Raw genomic sequence first — 25,621 nt, 5'->3', positions numbered from 1 at the left:
AAAGGGGATTCTTTAGGGGGAGAGAACAATGAACACATGGACACAAGTTTATGATCCGTTCGGAAACATTTGGATTTCGGCGGCGGTCGCACTTATTCCGATTATCTTTTTTTTCTTAGCTTTAGCAGTTTTCCGCATGAAGGGGTATGTGGCAGGATTTATTACAGTTGTACTTACAATTTTAGTGGCATTATTCGCTTATAAGATGCCGTTCACGATGGCAATGGCAGCGACTGGATATGGTTTTTTATACGGACTATGGCCAATTGCTTGGATTATCATTATGTCGGTATTTTTATATAAAATATCTGTGAAAACAGGTCAATTCGATGTGATTCGTGCATCTGTATTATCCATTACGAATGACCATCGTTTACTCGTTATTTTAATCGGTTTTTCATTCGGAGCATTTTTAGAAGGGGCAGCGGGATTCGGTGCACCAGTAGCGATTACGGCAGCGCTTCTTGCAGGCCTTGGGCTAAATCCTTTATATGCGGCAGGTCTTTGTTTAATTGCAAACACAGCACCAGTAGCGTTCGGAGCGATGGGTATTCCGATTACAGTTGCTGGACAAGTAACAGGTATTGATCCACATAAAATTGGACAAATGGCTGGACATCAATTACCGTTCTTATCATTATTTGTTCCATTCTTTATCGTATTTTTAATGGACGGGTTGAAAGGAGTAAGACAAACGTGGCCTGCTTTACTTGTAGCAGGTAGCTCATTTGCAATTACGCAGTTCATAACAGCGACATTCTTAGGACCAGAACTTCCGGATATTACGTCGGCACTTGTAAGTTTAGTTAGTTTAGCGCTGTTCTTAAAAGTATGGCAACCAAAAGAAATTTATCAATCAGGGCAAGCAAATAGAGAAGTAGCTGCAACAACAGCGGCATCGATGCCGAAATTAACGTTAGGAAAAGTAGTAAAGGCATGGTCTCCATTTATCGTATTAACGGTTATGGTAGTCATTTGGAGTCAAAGTTTCTTTAAAGCATTATTTGCTCCAGGAGGCGCGTTAGAAAGCCTTGTATTTAAGTTTGAAATTCCAGGCTTGCACAATTTAGTAATGAAAGCAGAGCCTATTGTAAATAAAGCGACGCCTTACGAGGCAATTTTGAAGTTTGATGTATTATCAGCAACGGGAACAGCAATTTTAATTGCTTGTCTCATTTCCATGTTTATTTTGAAAATGAGTGTAAAAGATGCAGTGGTAACATTTAAAGAAACTTTAAGTGAACTTAAAATGCCAATTCTATCTATTGGATTCGTATTAGGATTTGCATTTATCGCAAACTATTCTGGGCTATCTTCTACACTAGCGTTAGCACTAGCAGGAACTGGCGGACTATTCCCGTTCTTCTCACCATTCTTAGGATGGATTGGTGTATTCTTAACAGGGTCTGATACTTCAGCGAATGCATTATTTTCAAATTTACAAGCAATTACAGCGCAGCAAGTCGGTGTATCTGAAGTACTTCTCGTTGCAGCGAATACAACGGGCGGTGTAACCGGAAAAATGATTTCTCCGCAATCGATTGCCATTGCTTGTGCAGCAGTTGGACTTGCTGGAAAAGAATCAGATTTATTCCGGTTTACAGTGAAGCATAGTTTATTCTTCGTAATTATTGTTGGTATTATGACGTATGTACAGGCATATTATTTAACGTGGATGATTCCATAAACAACAAAAGAAATAAACTTTGCATTTTTCAGATTATCGTGTATGATGAGAAAGTATTGAAAATTAAATCAGTGATAAACTAGGGGTGCCTAACGTATGCGTAGGCTGAGAGAGAAGCGCGTGAACTTCTTAACCCTTTGGACCTGATCTGGCTCGTACCAGCGTAGGGAAGTTAACGGCTTTACATAATGATGTCTTTATGAGCCAGGTCCTTATTTTTTTATGGACCTGGCTCTTTTTATTTTGGCATACGCTGGCCATATCTCGTCCTTGTCACGTACAGGGGGGCAACAAAGGTTATGAAACAGTCTGTTTCAGCTGAGCAAATTGAATTGAAATCGAGTTTACCAGGAAGTAAGAAAGTGTATGTGGATGGACCACGAGAAGGTATGAAAGTGCCGATGCGTGAGATTGAACAAAGCGATACAAACGGCGTTCCGAATCCGCCAATTCGCGTATATGATACGAGCGGTCCTTATACGGATCCCGCGTATAAAGTGGAGCTGGAAAAGGGGATTCCAACGCCACGCCACTCTTGGATACTGGAGCGTAATGATGTAGAAGCATACGAAGGGCGCGAAGTGAAACCAGAGGATGACGGTGTGAAGGTGGCTTCGAAACATACACCTGTTTTCCCGCAAATGGATCGTAAACCACTTAGAGCGAAGCAAGGTGCAAATGTTACGCAAATGCATTATGCACGTAATGGCATCATTACGTCTGAGATGGAATATGTTGCGATTCGTGAAGGGGTAGAACCTGAGTTTGTTCGTAAGGAAATTGCGGAAGGTCGCGCTATTTTACCAGCGAATATTAACCATCCTGAAGCAGAGCCGATGATTATTGGACGTAATTTCCACGTGAAGGTGAATGCAAATATCGGAAACTCTGCTGTATCTTCTTCTATTGCAGAAGAAGTAGAGAAGATGACGTGGGCTACTCGCTGGGGTGCAGATACGATTATGGATTTATCTACAGGTAAAAACATTCATACGACGCGTGAGTGGATTATTCGTAATGCGCCTGTACCAGTTGGAACTGTACCGATCTATCAAGCGCTTGAAAAAGTAAACGGAATTGCAGAAGATTTAACGTGGGAAGTGTATCGTGATACGTTAATTGAGCAAGCGGAGCAAGGCGTAGATTACTTTACGATTCACGCTGGCGTATTACTTCGTTACATTCCGATTACTGCAAAGCGTACGACAGGTATCGTTTCGCGCGGTGGTTCAATTATGGCGCAGTGGTGTTTATACCATCATAAAGAAAACTTCCTATACACTCATTTTGAAGAGATTTGTGAAATTATGAAGCAGTATGATGTTTCGTTCTCTCTTGGAGATGGATTACGTCCAGGTTCGATTGCAGATGCAAATGACGAAGCGCAGTTCTCTGAGCTTGAAACACTTGGTGAATTAACGAAGATTGCTTGGAAACATGATGTGCAAGTTATGATTGAAGGGCCTGGGCATGTACCGATGCATTTAATTAAAGAAAATATGGAGAAAGAGCTTGATATTTGCCAGGGCGCACCATTCTATACACTTGGACCGTTAACGACAGATATTGCACCAGGTTATGACCATATTACATCCGCAATTGGAGCTGCGATGATTGGCTGGTTTGGAACAGCGATGCTTTGTTATGTAACGCCGAAAGAACATTTAGGTTTACCGAATAAAGATGATGTACGCGAAGGTGTTATTACGTACAAAATCGCTGCGCATGCAGCTGATCTGGCGAAAGGGCACAAAACGGCTCATCAGCGTGATGATGCACTTTCAAAAGCTCGTTTTGAATTCCGTTGGCGCGATCAATTTAATTTATCTTTAGATCCTGAACGCGCGATGGAGTATCACGATGAAACGTTGCCAGCAGAAGGTGCGAAAACGGCTCATTTCTGTTCCATGTGTGGACCGAAGTTTTGTAGTATGAGAATTTCACATGATATTCGGGAATATGCAAAAGAAAATGATTTAGAAACGACAGAAGCAATTGAAAAAGGAATGAAAGAGAAAGCGAAAGAATTTAAAGAAACAGGTAGTCATTTATACCAATAACACGTTACACCTCTTTACTTGATTGATCACACTGTAGTACCTAACTTAAATATAGAAGAAGCCCGCTTTGCTAAGACGGTAGCAAAGCGGGCTTCTGTTGTTTATTCCGCTATTTGTGGGCAGTAAGACCCCCGCCTCAAAATTCAGCGGAAGCAAAGAAGTTAGGTGGGGGGCAACTGCCCGTAAAAGCCCGATTAGTTAGGGCTGATTAAAGTTTCACTTTATAAGGCGAAGAAGAGATGTACCCAGTAGAATAAGAGGAATAATGTAACGACTGTTGTGAGTGGAATAACGATAAGGGATACACTTAAATAGTCTTTCCATTTTACTTTAATTTTGTTTTGTTTCAGGATATACATCCAAATGAGAGAAGCTAGCGTACCGATTGGTAATAATAGTGAACCGATGTCACTACCAATGATATTTGCGAGATAGATAGTTTTTAATGTGACTGGATCTAATCCCATTTCTGTTAACGTAATGGTCCCAATCATAAGTGCAGGGTGATTATTGAAGACATTGGAGAGGAGAGAAACGAGTCCACCCATTGCAAAGCTAGCATAAAGCAGATGTTGACTTACAACTGGTTCAAGCCATTGGACAAGCGCTGCTGTTAATCCTGCGTTGTGGAGCCCGTAAATAATGACATACATAGAGAAAGCAAAAATCAAAATGTGCCACGGTGTCTTTTTCAAAATATCGACAGGGTTCGTTCGTAAGTAGTACCATCTCCAAATGAGAAGAACGAGTGAACCGAGTACGGCAACAATCTCGATTGGGATGGATAAGAAGGATGCAACGAATAGAAGACAGCGCATAAGGAAGACGAAGCCTAATACTTTTAGCATGAACCTTGTCCGTTTTTGTTTCGTATCAACTGAATTTTTTCCTTTTAACGGATGAAAGTTTTTCGTGAAGAATATTTCTTCAATATCATATGAAGAAACAGGCAATTTTTTCGGAAGTTTTTTCTTCAAAACCGTATACATAAGCCATGACATAAACAATAGTCCTAATGTTGCAGGTACAAACATCATAGCAGTATGCATATAAAGAGTCATATTCACGATATTTAATGCGATTAAGTTTACGATATTACTTACACCAATTGGTGCACTAGATGCAGTAGCGATTAAAGCACCGCTTAATAAATAAGGGATTTGTTGATGCGGTTTTAATTGAAGATTTTTTAGGAGAAGAATTAAAATTGGCGTTGTAATTAAAATACTACCGTCGTTATTAAATAAAAGAGTCATAAGAAAACATAATAATTGAATATACCAGTATAAGCGGCGCCCGGAGCCTTTTGCTAGGTTTGCAAGTTTCGCTGCGGACCAGTGGAAGAAGCCGAAGCTTTCTAATATAACCGCCATAACGATGGTCGCTAATATTGTTATGGAGGCACCGCCAATTTTACTAATAATGTCCATGACGTCTGGTTTTGATACAAGTCCAGTAATCAGGATAATGCCAGCGCCAATTGCTGCCGGCCACGCCTCATTTAAACCACGAGGTCGCCAAAAGATAACAATCATTGTTAAGAAGAATACAATAATAGTAATCCATATTTCAATGCTCATATTTTACCTACCTTTCTACTTTTCCTTAAAGTAATGTAGCTTGTCTTAAGGTTTGTATTGGTAGTATATTCAGCAAAAAATAAGAAGAACTAGACGTATAACGGAGTGCAATAAATATGTGTTTTTCAAGTTATGGGACAAGTATCTCTCTTAGTGAAATAACTATTGTGAGAGGAGTCTAGAAATTAATGGGGCAGTAAGATAGTAAATGAAATTTATATGGGCGATTATGGAGATATATCGGCGCAACTCAAAATATATCAGCGATTATTGAAATATATCGGCGCAACTCAAAATATATCAGCGATTTTTAAATTATATCGACTTATCGACAAAACATGACAAAAGGAGCCCACCCCAAAATACCTTTTGGAACAGGCCCTACAATATTATTTTTCCTTCAAAAAAGTTCGATCCTTCAAGAATAAATTCCAGAAGAAAATAAATCCTGGTAATAAAATTGCAATCCCAATTGCATATAGAATAAGCAATGCATAGAATGTTTCGACCGTTGTAAAGCTTGTAAATACAGTTACATCAGGATAAATAATATACGGTAAATGCGCAACGCCGTAAGCATAACTTGCAAATGCATATTGAGCGACGACTGCTAAAACAGCGATGCGAGGGTATCCTAGTGTGTCATACTTCTTGTTTGTCCACCAAAGAGAAGAGTATCCGATAATGAATAAAACGATAGAAACTGTAAACCATGTGAATTGCTTTATTAGCCCTTGCATAAGCCAGTGTGTTTCCGGATCCATTACAACGAGGGCAATAATCGCCGTAACGAGCGTTGCAGGACCAAGGATAATCGCGTTTCTTCTATAAATTCTATATGCATCTTCTGAACCTTGTTCTCTCGCAAAATCAGCAAGAAAGAGAGAGGAAAGAAATAGTTCCGAAGTTAGTCCGAAGAGCATATAACAATAAATAACAGGACTAGAAAGAAGTTTTCCATATAGGAGTACTTCTTTTCCTTCAGACATTGTAATATAGGCACCTTCTGTAACAGGTAAAACGGTAATTAATAGGGCTGGAATTAAGAGTCCTGTAATACCTGAAATAATACGAAGAAGGTGTTGGTACTTCGGCAGGGAATAAGCAAATACCATAAATGTACTGCGAATTGCCACGAGTACTAGAATTAACATAACGGGTACGAACATTACCGTTGCTAGGGTAAAAGCGGCTTTCGGAAAGAAGCCAAGAAAAGCGACAACGACAAAGACGAGAAATGTATTTGTTACTTCCCAAGTCGGTGATAAGTATCGGTTGGCAAGCTTGGCAGCTAGCGTTGGATGTTTTGCGTATACCATGCCCCAAAAACCTGCTCCAAAATCGATGGACCCTAATATACTGTATACGAAAATAAGAGCCCATAAGATGATGATTGCAATACTTTCCTCATGCACGAGAATCGCCTCCTTCGTGATGTAAATCATTTGTAAGCGGATGTTTCTTAAAGAATGTCCGTAGTACAAAAACTGTTAAAATACCGAGTCCAATATATAAAATGATGAATAGAATAAATAAAGGACCGACAAAATCGGCGCGTGTAGAAGCATCGACTGTACGTTGCATACCGTAAATGGTCCATGGCTGACGACCGCTACAGCTGAAAATCCACCCAAATTCAATGCCGAGCATCATAACTGGTCCACATGCGGCAGCTCCCCAAAGAAGCCACTTCGGTAGCTCTGTTTCTTTTTTTCGGTAAACAAAGTACCAATATAAGAGGGCAATTGCTGCAACTGCAAAGGTAAAGGCAGCAGTGCCAACCATTAAATTGAACAGTGTATGCGTGTAAAATGGTGGCCATGTTTCTTGTGGAAATTCCTTTAGTCCTTTTACGACAGTGTTAGGGTCTAGTCCTACTAGTAGGCTAAGCATGTTCGGAATTTCTAGTGCATAGTTTAGTTCAAGTGTGTTAGGATCTACAACGCCGCCAATTGATAACGGTGCATGTGATGTCGTTTCAAATAAAGCTTCAGCAGATGCCAGTTTTTCAGGGGAATGCTTATGTAAAGCAATTGCCGATTCGTGTCCCGAAAGCCACATCGTAGCGCCTGTAATAAATGTCACGACGAGTCCTAACAGTAGTCCTTTTTTATGATATGCCACTTCACGTTCACTTACATTCTTCTTTAATAATTTAAATCCGGCGATAGAGGCAATGACGGCAGCTCCAGTTGCGTAGGCTGTAATCACAACGTGGAATGCGCTCGTACCAAAACTCGGATTAAAGAAAGCTTTCCACGGATCAACGTTAAAAACTGATCCATCTGGTCCCATTGAAAAGCCCGCGGGTGTATTCATCCATGTATTTGCCGATGTAATAAGCACGGCGGATGCCGTGGCACCAATCATGACGAAGAATAGCGAGATTAATCTCATGAATGGAGGTAGTTTGTCAGCTGCATATACATAAATGGACATGAACAAAGCCTCTAAAAAGAAGGCGAAAATCTCAATTTGAAAGGGAACAGAAATAACCTGCCCAACAATTTTGGCAAAACCAGGCCAAAGCAGTGAGATTTGCACACCAACGATTGTTCCAGTTGGAATTGCTACACCGAGAAGGATGGCAAAAGCCTTTGTCCATCTTTTCGCCATAATGGCGTAGTCGGAATCTTTCTTCCAGTGATAGAGTATTTCACTTATAAAAATCATTAATGAAAGTCCGACACCAAGTGTTGCGAAGATAATGTGGAATGCTAGTGAAGAACCGAAAAATGCTCTTGCTAATGTTACCGTATCCATATGTAAACTCCTCTTCTTTTTTGCCATTATTTTCTGATTGAATTGGAAGATTTATTCAAAAAAACTACCAAAAATATATATGTATTTAAAAAGTGGATATGGTAATATAATGTTTGAATATTCTAAATAGAAAGAAGTTAATATTTTGTTTGTTTTTTAGTGAGGAATATTTTATAATCTTTTATGCGAACATAAGTTCTGTTTTTTGGAGTGAAGAAGTTTATGTGAAATGGAGAGGATGTTTTATGTATCCTGAAGTCATTAAAAAGATGGCATTTTCAAAAGAGCATAGAGATTTATTATTGAAGCTGTATAATAAAGAGATTACGCGTAGTGAGTATGATCGACTCGTAGAATCGCTATATAGACCTTCTAAAGAGGCTTGTGAGGGATAAAGGAACGGGAGACAATCTATTAGATTGTCTTTTTTACATTTACGTATGTTCTGGTAAAATTAAGGATAGCCTTACTAGGGAGGTGAAAAGTTTGCGGAAACGTATATATATAGTGATTGGCGTTATTCTTTTAATCGCTTTAGGTGGAATTGTATTTTGGTCAGCTTTGCAAGGAAACCGTACGGAACATTTTATTTTAAGACATATGGTGAATGAAAATGGGACGCTTGCTACATATCGTTTAGAGGATACAAAAGCAGGTACTGGTGAAGCGAAAGGCCGTGAAGCTTTATCGGAATCAGCAGGACTATGGCTGCAATATACACTCGATAAAGACGATCAAGCGTTATTCGATGAACAAGTTAAGGTTATTCAAAATAACTTTGTACATAAGAACCAAATTGTTTTATGGAAAATCTCTGAAAAGGGAGAAATGCAGTCAGCTACAAATGCACTTATTGATGATCTTCGTATTATAGAACAGTTATATCGCGCTTATGAAATGTACAAGGAAGAGCGCTATAAAAACTTGGCAGATCAATTGAGTGATGCTGTAATTCGTTATAATAAGAAAGATAATTATTATGTTGATTATTATGATGCAGATGCAAGGAAACAAAATGATTTTGCAACAACGTCATATGTAAATCCGCATGCATTCTCCTATATGAAAAAGTATGGAAAAGTTTCTGCTCAGCAATATGAGGAAGTCGTTCAATTTTTAGCGGATTATCCAAGGCATGGATGGGCATTCCCGAAAGAGTATAAAGCAGATGGTACATTTACGTACGACAAAGAAGTGAATCTGATTGACCAATCATACGTTGCATATCATCGTAGTTTAGGTGGTCTTTCATCAGATGCTTATTTGGAATTTATAAAGAAGAAATTCCAGGAGGATGGAAAGCTATACGGTCGTTACAATTTAGAAACGGGAAAACAAACTGTGAATTATGAATCGCCAGCCGCTTACGGATTAACGATTTTGTACGTACTACAAACAGGTGATACAAATTTCGCAAAGGAATTATATGATCATATGGCCACATTCCGAAATGACAACGTATTTAGTAGATACTACGGTGGATATGTAACAGGCGAAAATAACAATACGCATATTTTTGATAATGTTTTGCCGCTTTTAGCTGAAATAGAATTAGAGAAGAGTGAAAAATAAAAGGTGCCACCCTATGGGGATGGCATCTTTTATTGTTTAATATCATTTTAAGTCCTAATATTGGAGAAGTAATCAATTACGAATTCACGGAATTTCTGAGCAGTTTTCGATAAGTAACGTTTTTTTGACCAGCTTAACCCAATCGTTCGCTCACAATTTGGTTCAATAATACGTAACTTATTTAATGCTAAAGTAGAGTTTTTTAATAAAGTTAAACTTGGGACAAAGGCGATGCCGAGGCCTTGCTTAATCAGGTCGCTAATCACGGTTGGTTCATCTACTTCAAAAGCAATATGTGGAGTGAAGCCAGCTTCTTTACAAAATTCATCTGTTAAGTGCCGAAATCCGTAACCAGTGTTCATACTAATGAACGGTTCGTCTTTTACTTCATGCAAATATACACTTTCACGTTCTGATAAACGGTGCCCTGAAGGGACGACTAAGAAAATTTCTTCTGTAATAAGTGGTTCCCAAATAATCTCTTCGCCTTCAATTGGCACAGAAGAAATGCAAAAGTCAATTTCTATATTATCTAGTTGTCGTTTCATAGAAGGAGTAGATGCGAGAAATTGTTGGAATCGAACGTTAGGATGTTCTAGTAAAAAAGAACCAATTAGTTCGGGTAATATTCTTGGAATAGAAACAGCCAACGTAATAGAGCTTTGTTGTAAGTCAGCTAAATCTTTAATTTCTCGTTCGCCTTCACTTAATTCATGAAAAATGCGCTCTACTCGTTTTAAAAATACTTTCCCGAAAGAGTTTAATGTAATTTGTCGCCCTTGGCGGTCAAATAACGGAACGCCCAAGTCCTTTTCTAATCTAGCAATTGTTTTGCTGAGTGAAGGCTGTGCGATATGCAATTCTTCAGCGGCTTTTGTCATATGCTCTAATCGTGCAACTGTTTGAAAGTATTTTAGTTGAAGAAGTTCCATTTTGACTCTCCTTTCTATAGACCAAAAGGAATGGATTGATAATTAAAGATGTATTATACAGTATGGAAATGGACGTGTATAGTAAATCTGTTAAACCATTGTAATGGTGTGAAATTCGGAGAAGGAGTATGTTTCATGAAAGGAATTCAACTTGTATTTAAAGATTGGAAAGCGATGTGGCACCATAAACATGGGCGTATCGCTTTAATTTTTTTGTTAATCGTTCCTTTAATTTATTCAGGGTTCTTTTTAGCTGGATATTGGGATCCATACGGAAAATTAGATAAATTACCTGTTGCGATTGTAAATTTAGATAAGGGTGCTGCAATGGATGAGAAAACAATTCATGCAGGAGACGATTTTGTAAAAAATTTAAAAGAGAATAAGGAGCTGGCTTTTCATTTCGTATCAGAAAAAAATGCTGACGAAGGATTAAAAGAAGATAAGTACTATATGGTTGTTACGATTCCAGCCGATTTCTCTAAAAAGGTAAGTACACTTATGGATGAAAAACCAGAACCAGCACAATTGCAGTACAAAGTAAATCCGGGTAAAAACTTTGTAGCAGCGCAAATTGGAACGACAGCTGTTGAAAATATGAAAACAAAAATTTCAAATAGTATTACGAAATCTTATACAGAAGGTGTCTTTTCAAAGTTTCAAGACTTAGCACAAGGGTTGAGTGATGCAAGTAATGGTGCTGGGAAGTTACATGAAGGAACGACAGATGCAAGAAATGGGGCAAATCAGCTTGCAGATGGTATTCATCGTTTAAGTGACGGGACATCAAAAGTGAAAGAGGGAAGTGAAAAACTTGCTTCTAGTCAATCAGCTTTAACTGATGGAGCGAATGAGCTGAGTGAAGGGGCAAAATCCCTTCATAGTGGTATGGAGTTATTAGCACAAGGTGAAAAAAACTTACAATCAGGGGTTAGTGAATTAAGTGCTGGTACAAATGAATGGGTGAACGGAAGTGAGAAACTTGCTGACGGGCAAGTGAAAGCGGACAATGCAGCAAATAGTGTAAAACAACAATTAGAAGAGTACGTGAAAAGTCATCCAGAGGTGCAGCAAGACCCTGCTTTTCAAAAGATTATCGCTACTTCTAATGGATTAGCTCAAGCAACAAACACTTTAAATAATAGTCAGAAACAATTGACACAAGGCGCACAGAAGCTTGCAGATGGTCAGCATAAGGTTGAAGAAGGTATGAATACATTCGGAGTTAAGTTAAATGAAGCTACTGCTGGAACGAAAAAGATAGCAGATGGTGCTACAAATTTAGCTAGTGGATTTACGAAATGGGGAACTGGGTTTACATCATTACAAGAAGGTGTAAATCAACTTGCGAGCGGGGGAACAGAGCTGAATCATGGTGCTGATCAGTTAACGAACGGACTTGTTAAACTTGACGATGGTGCGAAAGAACTTTCTACGAAATTGGGAGAGGGCGCAGAGAAGATAGCGGATGTTCGCAATGATGATGCACGCAATACGATGTTCTCAGAGCCAGTTCAATTAGTGAAGTCAACAGTTTCTGACGTGCCTAATTACGGTTCAGGTATTGCACCATATTTCTTATCACTTGCATTTTATGTTGGCGGAATTATGGCGTCGAATATTTTACCGCTTGGCCGTAGACAAAATATGAAAGTAAGTGGAACAGTACATTTTATTAACAAATTAGGCTTAGTATATGTAATTGGACTTATTCAAGCATTGCTTGTAGATGTAGTTGTGCTAGGAGTTATGAAATTAGAAGTTGCAAGTGTGCCACTCTTTGTTTTATCAAGTATCGTTATTTCCTTTACGTTCATGACGTTTATTCTTATGTTAGTAACGGTATTTGGTCTTGTTGGAAAGTTCTTAGCGGTAACGCTTCTCGTCTTGCAATTAGCGACGAGCGGTGGGACTTTCCCAGGAGAATTAAATATAACTGTTCTTAGCAAGATTGGACAATTTCTCCCAATGTCCCATTCTCTTAGAGGATTGCAAGATGTGATTTCTTTAGGAGATTGGTCGCAATTACAAATGCAAATTTTAATATTGTTATGCTATCTCGTTGTTGCTGGTGGAATTGCTTGGATCACGAGCCATATACAACATAGGGAAACGAATGCAGAACAAGTTTCTTAAAATGAAAGAAGCTATCCGACTTTTTCGGATAGCTTCTTTTTTATTTGCATTCCATTACCGCAAAGTAATTGTTTTCATTATCAGCAAAGTTAAAAGCTCTGCCAGTAGGTAAATCTACAACTTGTCCAACAGTAACGTTTTTCTCAGAAAGATCTTTATATAGTTGATCTAAGTTGTTAGAGAAGAACATAAGTGAAGGAGTACCTAAGTTTAATTCAGGTTGCATCTTTGCAATTAACTCTTTATCGTGAAGGACGATGCTTGTTCCTGCTTCTTTTGACGGTGCAATTTCAATCCAGCGAAAACCTTGTCCGTTATTTTCTTCCGCAATAATTTGGAATCCTACTGTCTCAGTCCAAAATTGCATGGCTTCATCTTGATTATTTACATATAGCATAATTGTCCAATTTGATTAATCATAGGTGTGTCCTACTTTCTTTTCGTGTATGGAATTCTATTATATCAAAGATATGGTTTGAATACCTTTTCGTGATTTTTCCGAAGTACAATCTTCGCCCATCTCATATTTGTCGTAGGAGAAGGTCCTGTAATCCATGTATGAAATGGTAGTGCACTGCATATGACCATTGCTGAAATCGAGATTGTGGCTGTTATTGTAAATAATAATAGGCTATATAATATTGTGTTTTCTTGCAGTGTGAATAGAGAAAGAAACTTTGTACATAGTTGCAAGAAGAAAAAGTGAGCTAAATAAGCACCATATGTGTAATTCCCGATAAATCGTAAAGCTTTATATAAGAAACCGCGTCTCTGTACGATTGTAATAGAAAGCACGTAAAGTATGATAATTTCGCATACGATATATAAAAACATAGATGGCTTTAAATAAGTCGAAACGGTTAAATGAATAGAGTTTGCTCCGTAAAAACTAAATAACTCATAATTGATGAATAAAAATAAGATAAAAAATAAGATTGTAATAAGCGGAATATGTTTTATGACAAATGTACGCCACGCTTTTAGTGCGACAGCAGCGATTCCTCCCATGACGAAATAAAATGAGTAGAAGAAGAAGGAACGGTCTGTATAATGTAAAATGGTTGAGCTAGTCAATTTCTCGCCATTAAAAATGTAGTGCGAAGAATACCACATTAAGAGGAAATATAGGCAAGCAAAGACGGTCATATATTTATATATGTCTTTTTTATTTTCTGTTCGTTTTTGAAACCAATAAAATAGTGTGCACAGTAAAGGGAACAGTAGGTGAATTTGAAACATCATAATCACATACCAAAGATGGGGTGCGGCTGTTCCGAGTAATAAACTTTTTATTCCGCCTTGTAATGTGATCATATCGTTTGTTGTTAATAAGTAAAGAATAGACCAGAAGAGATAAGGAATGAGTAAATGTGCGGCTTTTTCAGAAATATATTCTTTGTATACTAATTGCTTTGTATAGTGACGAATTAAGTGGAAGCCGACGATAAATATGAATGCAGGTGCTGAAAATTTTGCAAGGTTAAATAGCATGCCCATAATGAGGGATTGCTCAAGTAAGACATTTCCTTGATTCATTGTATATAATAACGAACTTTGCAAAACGACAGCAAGAAATGCAATGCTTTGCAGAACTTTAAATTCAGGTGCGCTTTGTGTCATTAGGTCCATCTCCTTTTCCATACATGATTATAGTACGGAGAATAGATAAGAGGTGTGGAATATTTGTGAAGTTTTTAACAAAATTGTGGCGGAATAGATTATATCGACGATTTTTCGGATATATCGTTCATAACTTCAAATATATCAACGATTTTTTCAATATATCGACGTTTCGACAAGGGATATCGACTTATCAACAAATAACGACAAAAAGAGGATGCTCAAAACGAGCATCCTCTTTCTATCTATTAAGCAAATTTGTTTTTGATCCAGTTCTTACCTTCTACAAGGCGAGCTGTCATTACGGCACAAGCGTTATCTGCTGTTACGTTTAACATCGTTGCAGGAGGATCAATGATTGTACTGATTGCTGCGATAATTGGCAATGCTTCTGGCGGGAAGCCATATAAAGAAACGATTAACATTTCACCAATCATACCGCCGCCTGGAATAGCGCCCATTACTGTTCCTACTAATAGAGAAACAACAAGTGCGATTGCTAATGTTTTCGGTCCTTCGAATTCCATGTTGAAAATACCGAATAAGAAAGCAATTTTTAATACGCCGCCTAAAACAGAGCCGTCTTTATGAAGTGTAGATCCAAGAAGGACAACTGTTTCACGAACGTCAGAAGAGATACCCATTTTCTTCGTTGCTTCTAAGTTCGCTGGAATACTTGCGGCACTACTACAAGTTGCAAGAGATGTAACTGTAGGAGAGACCATGTTCTTCCAAAATACTTGTACACCTTGCTTGCGACCTGCAAGGTATGCATAGAACGTAAAGAATACAAAGAAGTAAATAAGAGACGCTGGATAGTATACCATTGCTGCTCGGAAGTAAGTTCCAAGAAGCTGTGGTCCGAATTCACCAACTAATGCTGCGAAGTAAGCAGCAAGTCCGATTGGAGCGTAGTACATAATGAAAGATACGACTTTCATTGAAATTTCTGCACCAGCTTGTAAGAATGTAGCGAATGGTTTTCCTTTTTCACCAACTGCTGAAGTTGCAATCCCCATTAAAATAGAGAAGAAAATAAGAGCTAACATATTTTCACGAGATAGTAACTTCGAGAAGTCAGATACTGTTAGAATACCGACGATTTGATCTGCAACACTAACTGCTTTTTCAGCTTTGTCAGGTTGGGTTAGTTCTAATACAACACCTTGTGCTGGCGGGAATACTTTCACGACAATAATCATAAAAATAGCAGCTAAAATACTTGTAAATAAGAAAGTCCCAGCCATACTAGACATAATTTTACCGAAACGTTTTAATCCATCCATATTAGCAATAGATGACGCGATGCTAAAGAACACTAACGGTACAACAATCGTAAACATTAAGTTTAAGAAAATGTCACCAAGCGGCTTTAAAGCAACTGCATCGGCACCCATGAAATAACCAATGAAACCACCAATTAGGATAGAAGATAATAAAATAAGTGGAAAGCGATATGCCTTCATAAATATATCCTCCTATCAATTAAAAAAATCATACTGAATTATTATAGCGAGTTAAAGTCCTCTTTACTAGGAGAATACGGATAGATGGAATAGCGTGAAAACCGAGAAATTTTTGTTTTTAAGCTCGGCATACAGCAGGAAATCTAGACATATATATTTGTAACCTAGTTGTGGTAAGGGATGCGCCATCATTTAGGTTGAGAAGAAGGGGGAGGGAAGCGAGATGAATATTTTGCTTTGCTGTGCAGCGGGAATGTCTTCCAGTTTGATTGTTACTAAAATGGAGAAAGCAGCAGAGGCAAGAGGAATAGAGGTAAAGATTTGGGCTGTATCAGGTTCTGAAGTAAATAGCCATATTGATAAAGCCGATGTACTTTTACTTGGGCCACAAGTACGTTATTTATTACCGAAAATGAAGGAATTATGTAAGGAGAAAGGGGTACCTGTTGATGTCATTCAATCCGTTCATTACGGACTTTGTAATGGGGAAGCTATCTTGCAAGCAGCTTTGTCAATGAAACCATGAGGAGAGTGGGATAGATGATACGGTTTTTAGAGAAATATGTAATGCCGGTAGCAGGAAAGGTTGCAGAGCAGAGGCATTTGCTAGCAATTCGTGATGGACTTGTATTGACGATGCCGTTCTTAATTATAGGATCATTTTTCCTCATCATTAGTGCTTTACCAATACCAGGTTATAATGATTTTATGGCAGGTTTGTTTGGGGAGAATTGGCAGAGGGCTTTGGGGTATCCAGTTAGTGCAACTTTTAATATAATGGCTTTAATAGCTGTTTTTGGAATCGCTTACAGACTTGGAGAATATTATAAAGTGGACGCTTTAGCATCCGGGGCATTGTCGCTTGTGACGTTTTTACTTGCGACACCATTTCAAGTTGCATATATTATACCAAGTACAAAAGAGAGTGTACTTGTAGAAGGTGCTATCCCAGCTGTATTAATGGGAAGCCAAGGGTTATTTGTAGCAATGATTATTGCACTTATATCTACTGAACTTTATCGGTTTATTGTACAAAAAAAGATAATTATAAAGATGCCAGAGACAGTTCCGCCAGCTGTGACACGTTCATTTGCCGCGCTTGTTCCAGGATTTATTGTTGTAACGGTTATTTGGCTTTTACGCTTAATTATAGAAAATACTTCTTTTGGCAGTATCCATAATATTGTAGGGCAAATTTTACAGGAACCACTTAGTGTACTTGGTGCTAGTCTTTGGGGCGCAATAATAGCTGTTATTCTCGTTCATGTTCTTTGGTCATGTGGAATTCATGGAGCTACTATTGTTGGTGGTGTAATGAGTCCCGTTTGGTTGTCGTTAATGGATCAAAACCGAATTGCTTACCAAGCAGGGCAAGATATACCAAATACGATTACTGCACAGTTTTTTGATTTATGGATTTATATGGGCGGATCTGGTGCAACGCTTGCTTTAGTTGTAGGAATGTTATTATTTGCCCGAAGTCAGCAATTAAAAAGTATAGGTAGATTGTCAATTGCGCCTGGTATATTTAATATTAATGAGATGGTAACTTTTGGGATGCCAATTGTCATGAATCCAATTTTATTAATTCCATTTATATTGGTTCCAGTTGTGTTAACAATTGTTTCTTACTTTGCAATGGAATGGGGATTAGTTGCTCGTCCGAGCGGTGCTGCTGTTCCTTGGACGACACCAATTCTATTTAGTGGATATTTAGGATCAGGTGGGAAAATTTCAGGTGTTGTTTTACAACTTGTTAACTTTGCGCTTGCATTCTTTATTTATTTACCGTTCTTAAAAATATGGGATAAACAAAAAGTGGCGGAAGAAAAGGGGGAGTAAAGAACTAAAATGGATACGATAGAAACGAAGGCCTTTCACTTAATCTTGCATGGGGGAAATGCGAGAAGTTGTTCAATGGAAGCAATTGATTGCGCGAAGCGTGGGGAGTTTACAGAAGCAGAAGCGAAATTACAAGAAGCGTTAGAGGAATTAAAAGAGGCACACCGTGTACAAACGGATCTCATACAGAAAGAAGCCGGTGGTGAAAAGACCGAAGTTACCCTTCTGATGGTGCACGCACAAGATCATTTAATGAATGCAATTACGGTGAAGGAATTAGCGAGTGAATTTGTAGAATTATATAAGAAGATGTCGGTAGCTGAATGAACCTTGCGTATGCAAGGTTTTTTATGTATGTGTCTGTACCATCAGTGGAGTGTTTGTTCCACTGATGGTATTTACAATCCTCCTTTTTACAAATGAGTAAGAGTGGTATTTAATCGACAGTAACAATTTCTCCTATACCACGAATCAGTTTTTTTATATGCATCTCATTTGGTTTCAATATACTTACGATATAATCAATCGCTATTTGCGGTTCAACGGTTGTACCGCACGTATAACAATCAATGGCGGCAAAGTTTTTTTCTGGATAAGTGTGAATAGAGAGGTGGCTTTCTGATAGTAAAACTAAAACAGTAACACCATGCGGATTAAATTCTTTTGTACTTACGTTTAAAACGTGGGCACCAGATTGATCAGCAGCGTGAACTAAATGATGTTCTAAAAAGTAAATATCATCTAATAGGGAAAAATCCACTCCCCATAAATCTACTATTATATGCTTACCGAAAGTAGAATATTCCATAAGGTAGCGCTCCTTACTATAATGTTGTTAAAATTCCATTTCCTGTTTGTAACATTGATGCAAGATAAGATTCGATTCTGAGTTTAAAAGAGCGAGATTACGTTGTTCTAAATGTTCTTCTCTAAATTGAAATAAAGGAGAAAGAAGGGAAGGTAATGTTCGAGGCGTTGGCACTACATATAATTGCTCAATTTGATCGAGTACATAGGCAGAATTAGCGGCAATATGAAATCCCCAGTCAGTTCCGAAAGAAGGAACGATTGTATGATAACTTTTCACAGTTAATCCCGCATGTTCAATTGTATTACCGATACTCCAATATACTAGAGGTGCATCAGCAGGTGAATTAGATTGGCAGACGAATGCCCCATCTTCTGTTAAGAATGTAGCTATCCGAGCAAAAAGTTCGCTTGTATATAAAGTACTTAAAATTTCTGTTGCTGGATCAGGAAAATCAATAATAATTACATCGTATAAGGATGAAGGAGAATTTAGAAATTCTTTCGCATCACATACGTGCACATTCACGCGACTATCCAAAAATGCATTGTTGTTTAAAGATACTATTTCTGGAACATTACGTGCCATATTAATCATTGCCTCATCTAAATCAACAAGGTCTACATGTAGCACAGTTTCATATTTCAAAACTTCTCGCAGGGCAAGGCCATCGCCACCACCTAATATGAGAACACGTTTTGGATCAATTACTTTTGACATAATTGGATGTACAAGTGCTTCATGATAAATTTGCTCATCGACGGAACTGAATTGTAGTTGCTTGTCCAAATATAAACGGATATCGCTTACTTGTAGCAAATGAATATTTTGATAATTGCTTTTTTCATTCAATAAACTTGTATGTTCACCAGCTTGTATTTCTTTTAAAGAAATTTCATCCCATATATCTAGGTTGTGTGAATCCGTGGGTACTATGACTACATTTTCCGTTTGTGCTTGCTTGTCCTGTTTATCCTGTTTGTCGTGCTTGTCCTGTTTGCCTTGTTTACCGTGCTTGTCCTGCTTATTTTCTATTTCCTGCTGTTCTAGTTCAAATTTGTTAGAGTCTAATTCAGAACGTTTGTCTTTTTTATAGCTTGTTATTCTATAAATCTTTATTTTGCTTTGTTTTCTATGTTTTGGCATAGGAATCCCCTTTCGAATTGTGTTACTTTACTCTATTCTATGTGATTTAGTAGAGTTTGCTTGGACAATAGATAGAGGAGTTTTTTTAATAGATTTTCACGCTAAAAAAATTTTTTAGTGTTTTTTTTGTTTTAAACACAACTAGACAACTAAACACTAATCTATTTTCATACAGTTATGTGTTAAAAGCGTGTTGTTTTATAACACACTGTGTGTTTTTTGATCGACACACTAATTGAAAGCGTTAACACACAAAGAAAATAGTCGAAAAAGTGCTGATTTTAGTGGTTTTAAAAAGTTGGCACGCTAATTGCATTAATAAATAGCGTAAAGAAAAATAAATAAAATATAAATTTTTTATACTACACAAGGGGGATTTTCAAATGAATATTTTATTATGTTGCTCAGCAGGGATGTCTACAAGTTTACTAGTTACAAAAATGGAAGCGGCTGCAAAAGCTCGCGGTCTAGAAGGAAAGATTTGGGCTGTATCTGGGGATGCAGTAAAAACAAATATCGATCAAGCAGATGTATTATTACTAGGACCACAAGTTCGTTACATGCTGTCTTCAATGAAAACGCTTGCTGATGAGAAAAACGTTGGAATTGACGTTATCAATCCAATGCACTACGGCATGATGAATGGAGAAGCAGTTTTAGATCACGCATTAACACTTAAAAAATAATTAGGGGGGAAGCAAAATGCAAAAGTTTATTGCATTCATGGAGAAATATATTGTTCCTGTCGCTGGTAAAATCGGATCGCAACGTCACTTAGCTGCGATCCGTGACGGATTTATTGCAGTTATGCCACTTATTTTAGTTGGTGCACTGGCATCACTAATTAATGGTTTTCCATCTGAAGCTTTCCAAGATTTCATGAAAGGTTTGTTTGGTGAAACGTGGAAACAAGTTGGCGGTGGAATGTGGACTGGTTCTTTCGCGATTCTAGCACTAATCATAGCATTTACAACAAGTTATAACTTAGCAAAATCTTACGGCGTTGATGGTTTGTCAGCAGGTATTATTTCATTTGGTGCGTTAATTATTCTTACGCCAACAACACCGAAAGAAGGCGGATTGAACTTAGTTTGGACAGGTGCACAAGGGTTATTCGTAGCAATTATTGTGGCACTCCTTGTTACTGAAGTATTCCGTTTCTTCGTACAAAGAAACATTACTTTTAAAATGCCTGATGGAGTACCACCAGCAGTTTTAAGATCTTTTGCAGCTATAGTTCCAGCATTTGTTATTTTAACAGTAGTTGCAGGTATTCAATTAGCAGTGAAATTAGCTGGTACAAGTGTTCATGAATTTATCTTTAATACGATTCAATCACCACTGCAAAGTTTAGCAGGGACATTACCAAGTGCAATTGTCATTGTACTCCTTGTTCATCTTCTTTGGTTCTTCGGTTTACATGGTCCGAATATCGTTGGTGGTATTATTGAGCCATTATACTTACCGGCATTAGAGAAAAACATGAAGTTATTCCAAGGTGGTACATCTGCATTTGATGTTCCAAACATTGTTACAAAACCATTCTTTGATACTTTCGTATATCTGGGTGGTTCTGGTGCAACATTAGCGTTCTTAGTAGTTGTATTACTTGTAGCAAAAAGTGCACAATTACGCGGTGTATCTCGCTTATCAATTGGTCCAGGTGCATTCAACATTAACGAACCAGTAATCTTTGGTACACCAATTATTTTAAATCCAGTTTTATTCTTGCCGTTTATCATAACACCAATCGTATTAGTAATTACTTCTTATACAGCTATATCTATTGGTTGGGTACCAAAAACAGTTGCGATGATTCCATGGGCAACACCACCAATTATTAGTGGTTATCTTGTAACAGGTGGGCATCTTTCAGGCGCAATTCTACAGTTATTCAACTTTGTAATTGCGATGGTAATCTATTATCCATTCGTTGTATTATGCGATCGTTCTGTTGTTCGTACTGAAAAAGCAGCAGCACAAGGAAATAACAACTCTGTACCTATGTAACACAGTAATTGTTCTCACAGATAACACTATCTGTGAGGACAATCACCTTTATATCATGTTCAAAAAGATGAGATCCATCTACAAGAACACCAAACTATCATTCATAAATTAATATTTTAATAGAAATGTTCAAACTGAAGGGGTATGTAAGTCGGTTGAACGATAATAGAGAGGGCGGTAATTATGATGACTACAGCAGAACAAATTCCATTCCAATTGATTTTAAATAGTGGTAATGCACGAAGCTTTGCAATGGAGGCACTTCAATTTGCCAAACAGGGGAAAATGGCAGAGGCTGATGAAGCGATGGTAAAGGCGAAAGAAGCGATTAATGAAGCGCATCATTTCCAGACAGAGCTCATACAATCAGAAGCAAGAGGAGAAAAAACAGAGATTAGTGTTCTTTTAATTCACGCACAAGATCATTTAATGAATGCGATTACAGTAAAAGAATTAGCAGCAGAGTTTATCGATCTTTATAAAAAGCTTGAAGCGAAAGGGGAATAAAGCATGACTGGAATTAAAATTGCTACAATCGGCGGTGGATCTAGTTATACACCAGAGTTAATTGAAGGATTTATTAAACGTTATGATGAGCTTCCTGTTCGTGAAATTTGGTTAGTAGATATTGAGGCAGGAAAAGAAAAGTTAGAAATCGTTGGTAACTTAGCGAAACGTATGGTAAAAAAATCTGGTTTACCAATTGAGGTACATTTAACGCTTGATCGTCGCGAAGCATTAAAAGATGCTGACTTCGTAACGACGCAACTTCGCGTAGGTTTATTAGAAGCTCGTGCAAAAGATGAAGCGATTCCGTTAAAATATGATGTAATCGGTCAGGAAACGAATGGTCCTGGTGGTTTATTCAAAGCATTGAGAACGATTCCTGTTATTTTAGATATTTGTAAGGATATGGAGGAGCTTTGTCCGAATGCATGGTTAATTAACTTTGCAAACCCAGCTGGTATGGTAACAGAAGCTGTTCTTCGTTATACAAATATTCAAAGAGTAGTTGGTCTATGTAACGTTCCAATCGGAATCCGTATGGGCCTTGCGAGATTACTTGAGGTAGATGCAAGTCGTGTACACGTTGACTTCGCAGGTTTAAACCATATGGTATACGGACTAGATGTATATTTGGATGGCGTAAGTGTAATGGATCGTGTGTTAGAACTTGTAACAGATCCAGAAAAGCAAATTACGATGGAAAATATCGCTGCGCTTAACTGGGAGCCAGACTTTATTCGCGGCCTTCGTGCAATTCCATGTCCATACCATCGTTACTACTACAAAACACGTGAAATGCTAGAAGAAGAGAAAGAAGCTTCGGTTGAAAAAGGTACACGTGCAGAAGTAGTAAAACAATTAGAAGATGATTTATTCGAGTTATATAAAGACCCGAATTTAGATATTAAACCACCACAATTAGAAAAACGTGGAGGCGCTTATTATAGTGACGCAGCATGTAGCTTAATTACGTCTATTTATAATAATAAAGGTGATATCCAGCCTGTTAATACACGAAACAACGGAACAATTGCAAGCTTGCCACATGATTCGGCTGTTGAAGTGAACTGTATTATTACGAAAGAAGGTCCAAAACCAATTGCAGTTGGAGATCTTCCAGTACCAGTTCGCGGTTTAGTACAACAAATTAAATCATTTGAGCGCACAACAATTGAAGCTGCTGTTACAGGGGATTATCATAAAGCGCTGCTTGCTATGACAATTAACCCACTTGTACCATCAGATAAAGTGGCAAAACAAATTTTAGATGAAATGTTGGAAGCGCATAAAGAATATCTTCCGCAGTTCTTCAAAAAGGTAGAGAAATAAAAGCGGCGCTATTTAGCCCGCTTTTTTTATTCTATTAGGAGGTATTATGATGATTAAATTAATTGTAAATGCAGATGATTTCGGTCTTACAGAAGGTACAAATTATGGCATTATTGATGGACATATAAATGGACTTGTAAATTCAACGACGATGATGATGAATATGCCAGGAACAGAGCATGCGGTACGCTTAGCAAAAGAGTATAAAACGTTAGGGATAGGAGTACATCTCGTATTAACGGCAGGGAAACCGCTTCTTGGAGATGTACCGTCACTTGTAAGTAGCGATGGATTGTTTCATAAACAAAGTGTCGTATGGGAAGGGAAAGTAAATCCAGAGGAAGTTGAGAGAGAGTGGACTGCTCAAATTGAGAAATTCCTATCTTACGGATTAAAACCAACTCATTTAGATAGTCATCATCACGTGCATGGATTGCCAATTTTGCACGATGTTCTTGAAAGGTTAGCTGTTAAATATAATGTTCCAATTCGTCGTTGTGAAGAAGAGCGAGCAGTACGCCCATTTTCTGACGTATTTTACAGTGATTTTTACGCAGATGGTGTGACGGAAGATTACTTTGCGAAGTTAAAAGAAAGAGTACAAGGTGAACAAACGGTAGAAATTATGGTTCATCCAGCTTATATTGACCCAGAGCTTGTGAAGCGTTCTTCTTACGTAATGGATCGCGTGAAAGAATTGCGTATTTTAACAGAGAGTGAGTTGCCTGAAGGAATAGAGCTTGTAAAGTTTTAATAGAAAAAAGACGGCTACATTATGCCGTCTTTTTTTATTTACAAAATGGATAGAATATATCCGCCAAAGGCTCCAAGTATAACGATAACCCAAGGTGGTGTTTTCCAAAAAGCGAGCAAGCAAAATAGAAGAGATGCAAAAACAAAATCTACAGCGTTCTTAATCGTGCTTGTCCAAATAGGGTCATAAAAAGCGGCAATTAAAATACCGACAACGGCCGCATTGACTCCAAGTAGTGCGCCTTGTATGAAAGATATTTTTCTCACACTGTCCCAAAAGGGTAAAACACCAATAACGAGTAAGAAAGCAGGAAGAAAGATCGCAATTGTTGCAAGTATGGCACCAAGCGTCCCGTTTAACACTGCTCCTATATAAGAGGCGAATGTAAATAGTGGTCCTGGCATTGCTTGTGTTAATCCGTATCCAGCTAGGAATTGTTCTTTCGTCATCATTCCGTTTTGTACGAACTCACCTTCAAGAAGGGGGAGGACGACGTGTCCGCCTCCAAATACAAGTGCGCCAGAGCGATAGAAACTATCAAATAAAGCGATGTAATAAGAGAACGGTCTTAATATTGGTAGCAGTAGTAATAGTCCGAAGAATAAGACGAGACAAGAAACTGCTATCTTTTTTGAAATAGGTACTTTTATATGTTGAGATTGACTAATTGGTTCGTTGCGATATAAAAGCCAGCCGATAAAGCCAGATATGATAATGAGAGTGACTTGTGTCCAGCTACTTGGCCATAATAGGGCGATTGAGGCAGTTGCAATTGCAATCGTCGCACGATTTCGGTCTGGCGTTAATTTTTGCGCCATTCCCCATATGGCATGAGCGACAATAGCGACTGCTACAAGTTTTAGTCCATGAATCCAGCCAGTACTTCCAAGGTCGAACTGATTAAGGAATGAGGCGAAGAAAACTAAAACAAGCACAGACGGTAAAGTGAATCCAATCCATGAAATAATAGCTCCTAATAGTCCGCCCCTTAATAATCCAACGCCCATACCGACTTGGCTGCTAGCAGGACCAGGGAGGAATTGACATAGTGCTACTAAATCTCCATAGATTCGTTCATCCATCCATTTTCTTTTTTGTACATATTCGTGGTGGAAATACCCAAGATGGGCGACGGGGCCACCAAACGAAGTAAGTCCTAATTTAAATGAGACGAGAAAAATCTCTAATAATGTGTGAAAAGTGTATTTGTTATTTTCCAAAACGACCTCCTAGAATGTTTTTCTAAGTGCATTATACAAGAGGTAGTAAAGCAAAAGGAACGATTCTAATGTAAAGATTATGTGAATCTTTTCTTCGTAATTAACACTTGAAAAAGTCATAAATGATTATGTATAAACCATAAAGTAGTAGAAGTAGTGCTGGGAAATTTATATAAGGAGAATGCCCGT

At 38.0% G+C, this 25,621-nt stretch carries 22 protein-coding genes, 1 pseudogene and 1 riboswitch; of the genes and pseudogenes, 13 read left to right on the top strand and 10 right to left on the bottom strand.

What is annotated here, in order from left to right:
- Positions 1-28: 28 nt before the first annotated feature.
- Together lldP and thiC are read left to right on the top strand one after the other, a co-directional pair.
- Complete coding sequence (gene lldP, locus PQF83_RS17830) at positions 29-1,687, top strand: L-lactate permease (protein WP_001099319.1); 1,659 nt, start codon at positions 29-31, stop codon at positions 1,685-1,687.
- Between the two features lie 71 nt (positions 1,688-1,758).
- Positions 1,759-1,874, top strand: a riboswitch (TPP riboswitch).
- Positions 1,875-1,986: 112 nt separating this feature from the next.
- A complete protein-coding gene (gene thiC / locus PQF83_RS17825; protein ID WP_000814470.1) occupies positions 1,987-3,747 on the top strand; it encodes a phosphomethylpyrimidine synthase ThiC in 1,761 nt (586 codons plus the stop codon).
- Positions 3,748-3,968: 221 nt separating this feature from the next.
- Here thiC and PQF83_RS17820 read toward each other — a convergent pair whose 3' ends face one another.
- The 3 genes from PQF83_RS17820 to cydA form a co-directional block, all read right to left on the bottom strand.
- Positions 3,969-5,327: an arsenic transporter gene (locus PQF83_RS17820; protein ID WP_000021134.1), complete on the bottom strand. Its 1,359-nt coding sequence runs from the start codon at positions 5,325-5,327 to the stop codon at positions 3,969-3,971.
- Between the two features lie 389 nt (positions 5,328-5,716).
- Positions 5,717-6,742 (bottom strand): cytochrome d ubiquinol oxidase subunit II, encoded by a 1,026-nt coding sequence (locus PQF83_RS17815; protein ID WP_000544181.1) that lies wholly within the window; start codon positions 6,740-6,742, stop codon positions 5,717-5,719.
- Positions 6,735-8,090 (bottom strand): cytochrome ubiquinol oxidase subunit I, encoded by a 1,356-nt coding sequence (gene cydA, locus PQF83_RS17810; protein WP_000381959.1) that lies wholly within the window; start codon positions 8,088-8,090, stop codon positions 6,735-6,737. Before cydA ends, PQF83_RS17815 begins: the two co-directional genes overlap by 8 nt.
- Before the next feature lie 245 nt (positions 8,091-8,335).
- On the opposite strand from cydA, the gene PQF83_RS17805 reads away from it, so the two are divergent.
- Together PQF83_RS17805 and PQF83_RS17800 are read left to right on the top strand one after the other, a co-directional pair.
- Positions 8,336-8,485 carry a hypothetical protein gene (locus tag PQF83_RS17805; protein WP_000283184.1) on the top strand — a complete coding sequence of 50 codons (150 nt, stop codon included), beginning with the start codon at positions 8,336-8,338 and terminating at the stop codon, positions 8,483-8,485.
- 91 nt (positions 8,486-8,576) lie between these two features.
- On the top strand, positions 8,577-9,662 hold the full coding sequence (locus PQF83_RS17800; RefSeq protein ID WP_001231578.1) for a hypothetical protein: 1,086 nt from the start codon (positions 8,577-8,579) through the stop codon (positions 9,660-9,662).
- A 47-nt stretch (positions 9,663-9,709) separates the two neighbouring features.
- Here PQF83_RS17800 and PQF83_RS17795 read toward each other — a convergent pair whose 3' ends face one another.
- On the bottom strand, positions 9,710-10,594 hold the full coding sequence (locus PQF83_RS17795; protein ID WP_000421916.1) for a LysR family transcriptional regulator: 885 nt from the start codon (positions 10,592-10,594) through the stop codon (positions 9,710-9,712).
- A 135-nt stretch (positions 10,595-10,729) separates the two neighbouring features.
- On the opposite strand from PQF83_RS17795, the gene PQF83_RS17790 reads away from it, so the two are divergent.
- Complete coding sequence (locus tag PQF83_RS17790; protein WP_000676361.1) at positions 10,730-12,730, top strand: YhgE/Pip domain-containing protein; 2,001 nt, start codon at positions 10,730-10,732, stop codon at positions 12,728-12,730.
- 40 nt (positions 12,731-12,770) lie between these two features.
- On the opposite strand, the pseudogene PQF83_RS17785 reads toward PQF83_RS17790, so the two are convergent.
- The 3 genes and pseudogenes from PQF83_RS17785 to PQF83_RS17775 form a co-directional block, all read right to left on the bottom strand.
- A pseudogene (locus PQF83_RS17785) lies at positions 12,771-13,150 on the bottom strand (VOC family protein).
- A gap of 42 nt (positions 13,151-13,192) precedes the next feature.
- Complete coding sequence (locus PQF83_RS17780; protein ID WP_000194312.1) at positions 13,193-14,350, bottom strand: acyltransferase; 1,158 nt, start codon at positions 14,348-14,350, stop codon at positions 13,193-13,195.
- A 248-nt stretch (positions 14,351-14,598) separates the two neighbouring features.
- Positions 14,599-15,816, bottom strand: a complete 1,218-nt coding sequence (locus PQF83_RS17775) for a dicarboxylate/amino acid:cation symporter (RefSeq protein WP_000649370.1) — start codon at positions 15,814-15,816, stop codon at positions 14,599-14,601.
- Positions 15,817-16,039: 223 nt separating this feature from the next.
- Between PQF83_RS17775 and PQF83_RS17770 the strand changes: the two genes are divergently transcribed.
- From PQF83_RS17770 to PQF83_RS17760, 3 genes are read left to right on the top strand one after another with little or no spacing between them, the layout of a single operon-like run.
- Entirely contained in the window at positions 16,040-16,342 is a 303-nt protein-coding gene (locus PQF83_RS17770) for a PTS sugar transporter subunit IIB (RefSeq protein WP_001023546.1), read from the top strand.
- Between the two features lie 14 nt (positions 16,343-16,356).
- Positions 16,357-17,658, top strand: coding sequence for a PTS cellobiose transporter subunit IIC (celB, locus tag PQF83_RS17765; RefSeq protein ID WP_000617774.1), 1,302 nt, complete (start codon positions 16,357-16,359; stop codon positions 17,656-17,658).
- Between the two features lie 9 nt (positions 17,659-17,667).
- Complete coding sequence (locus PQF83_RS17760) at positions 17,668-17,985, top strand: PTS lactose/cellobiose transporter subunit IIA (protein ID WP_000379634.1); 318 nt, start codon at positions 17,668-17,670, stop codon at positions 17,983-17,985.
- 109 nt (positions 17,986-18,094) lie between these two features.
- On the opposite strand, the gene speD is transcribed toward PQF83_RS17760, so the two are convergent.
- Together speD and PQF83_RS17750 are read right to left on the bottom strand one after the other, a co-directional pair.
- A complete protein-coding gene (gene speD, locus PQF83_RS17755) occupies positions 18,095-18,466 on the bottom strand; it encodes an adenosylmethionine decarboxylase (RefSeq protein WP_000456819.1) in 372 nt (123 codons plus the stop codon).
- 27 nt (positions 18,467-18,493) lie between these two features.
- The gene (locus tag PQF83_RS17750) at positions 18,494-19,612 is read right to left on the bottom strand and encodes a polyamine aminopropyltransferase (RefSeq protein ID WP_001123973.1); all 1,119 of its coding nucleotides are present in this window, start codon (positions 19,610-19,612) and stop codon (positions 18,494-18,496) included.
- Positions 19,613-19,995: 383 nt separating this feature from the next.
- Here PQF83_RS17750 and PQF83_RS17745 point away from each other — a divergent pair, with 383 nt between their 5' ends.
- From PQF83_RS17745 to chbG, 5 genes are all read left to right on the top strand, one after another.
- Positions 19,996-20,298, top strand: coding sequence for a PTS sugar transporter subunit IIB (locus tag PQF83_RS17745; RefSeq protein ID WP_001023567.1), 303 nt, complete (start codon positions 19,996-19,998; stop codon positions 20,296-20,298).
- Between the two features lie 16 nt (positions 20,299-20,314).
- The gene (celB, locus tag PQF83_RS17740; protein ID WP_001168828.1) at positions 20,315-21,622 is read left to right on the top strand and encodes a PTS cellobiose transporter subunit IIC; all 1,308 of its coding nucleotides are present in this window, start codon (positions 20,315-20,317) and stop codon (positions 21,620-21,622) included.
- A 183-nt stretch (positions 21,623-21,805) separates the two neighbouring features.
- Positions 21,806-22,129 carry a PTS lactose/cellobiose transporter subunit IIA gene (locus PQF83_RS17735; protein WP_000989050.1) on the top strand — a complete coding sequence of 108 codons (324 nt, stop codon included), beginning with the start codon at positions 21,806-21,808 and terminating at the stop codon, positions 22,127-22,129.
- Positions 22,130-22,132: 3 nt separating this feature from the next.
- Entirely contained in the window at positions 22,133-23,458 is a 1,326-nt protein-coding gene (gene celF / locus PQF83_RS17730) for a 6-phospho-beta-glucosidase (protein WP_000145757.1), read from the top strand.
- Between the two features lie 49 nt (positions 23,459-23,507).
- On the top strand, positions 23,508-24,212 hold the full coding sequence (chbG, locus tag PQF83_RS17725; RefSeq protein ID WP_000593467.1) for a chitin disaccharide deacetylase: 705 nt from the start codon (positions 23,508-23,510) through the stop codon (positions 24,210-24,212).
- Between the two features lie 38 nt (positions 24,213-24,250).
- Here the strand turns inward: chbG and PQF83_RS17720 are convergent, their stop codons facing one another.
- Positions 24,251-25,432, bottom strand: a complete 1,182-nt coding sequence (locus PQF83_RS17720) for a chromate transporter (RefSeq protein WP_000429770.1) — start codon at positions 25,430-25,432, stop codon at positions 24,251-24,253.
- Positions 25,433-25,621 lie beyond the last annotated feature (189 nt).

The organism is Bacillus sp. FF-1 (genome assembly GCF_028548245.1).
Lineage (GTDB): Bacteria > Bacillota > Bacilli > Bacillales > Bacillaceae_G > Bacillus_A > Bacillus_A paranthracis.
This window is presented reverse-complemented; position numbering and strand designations above follow the sequence as displayed.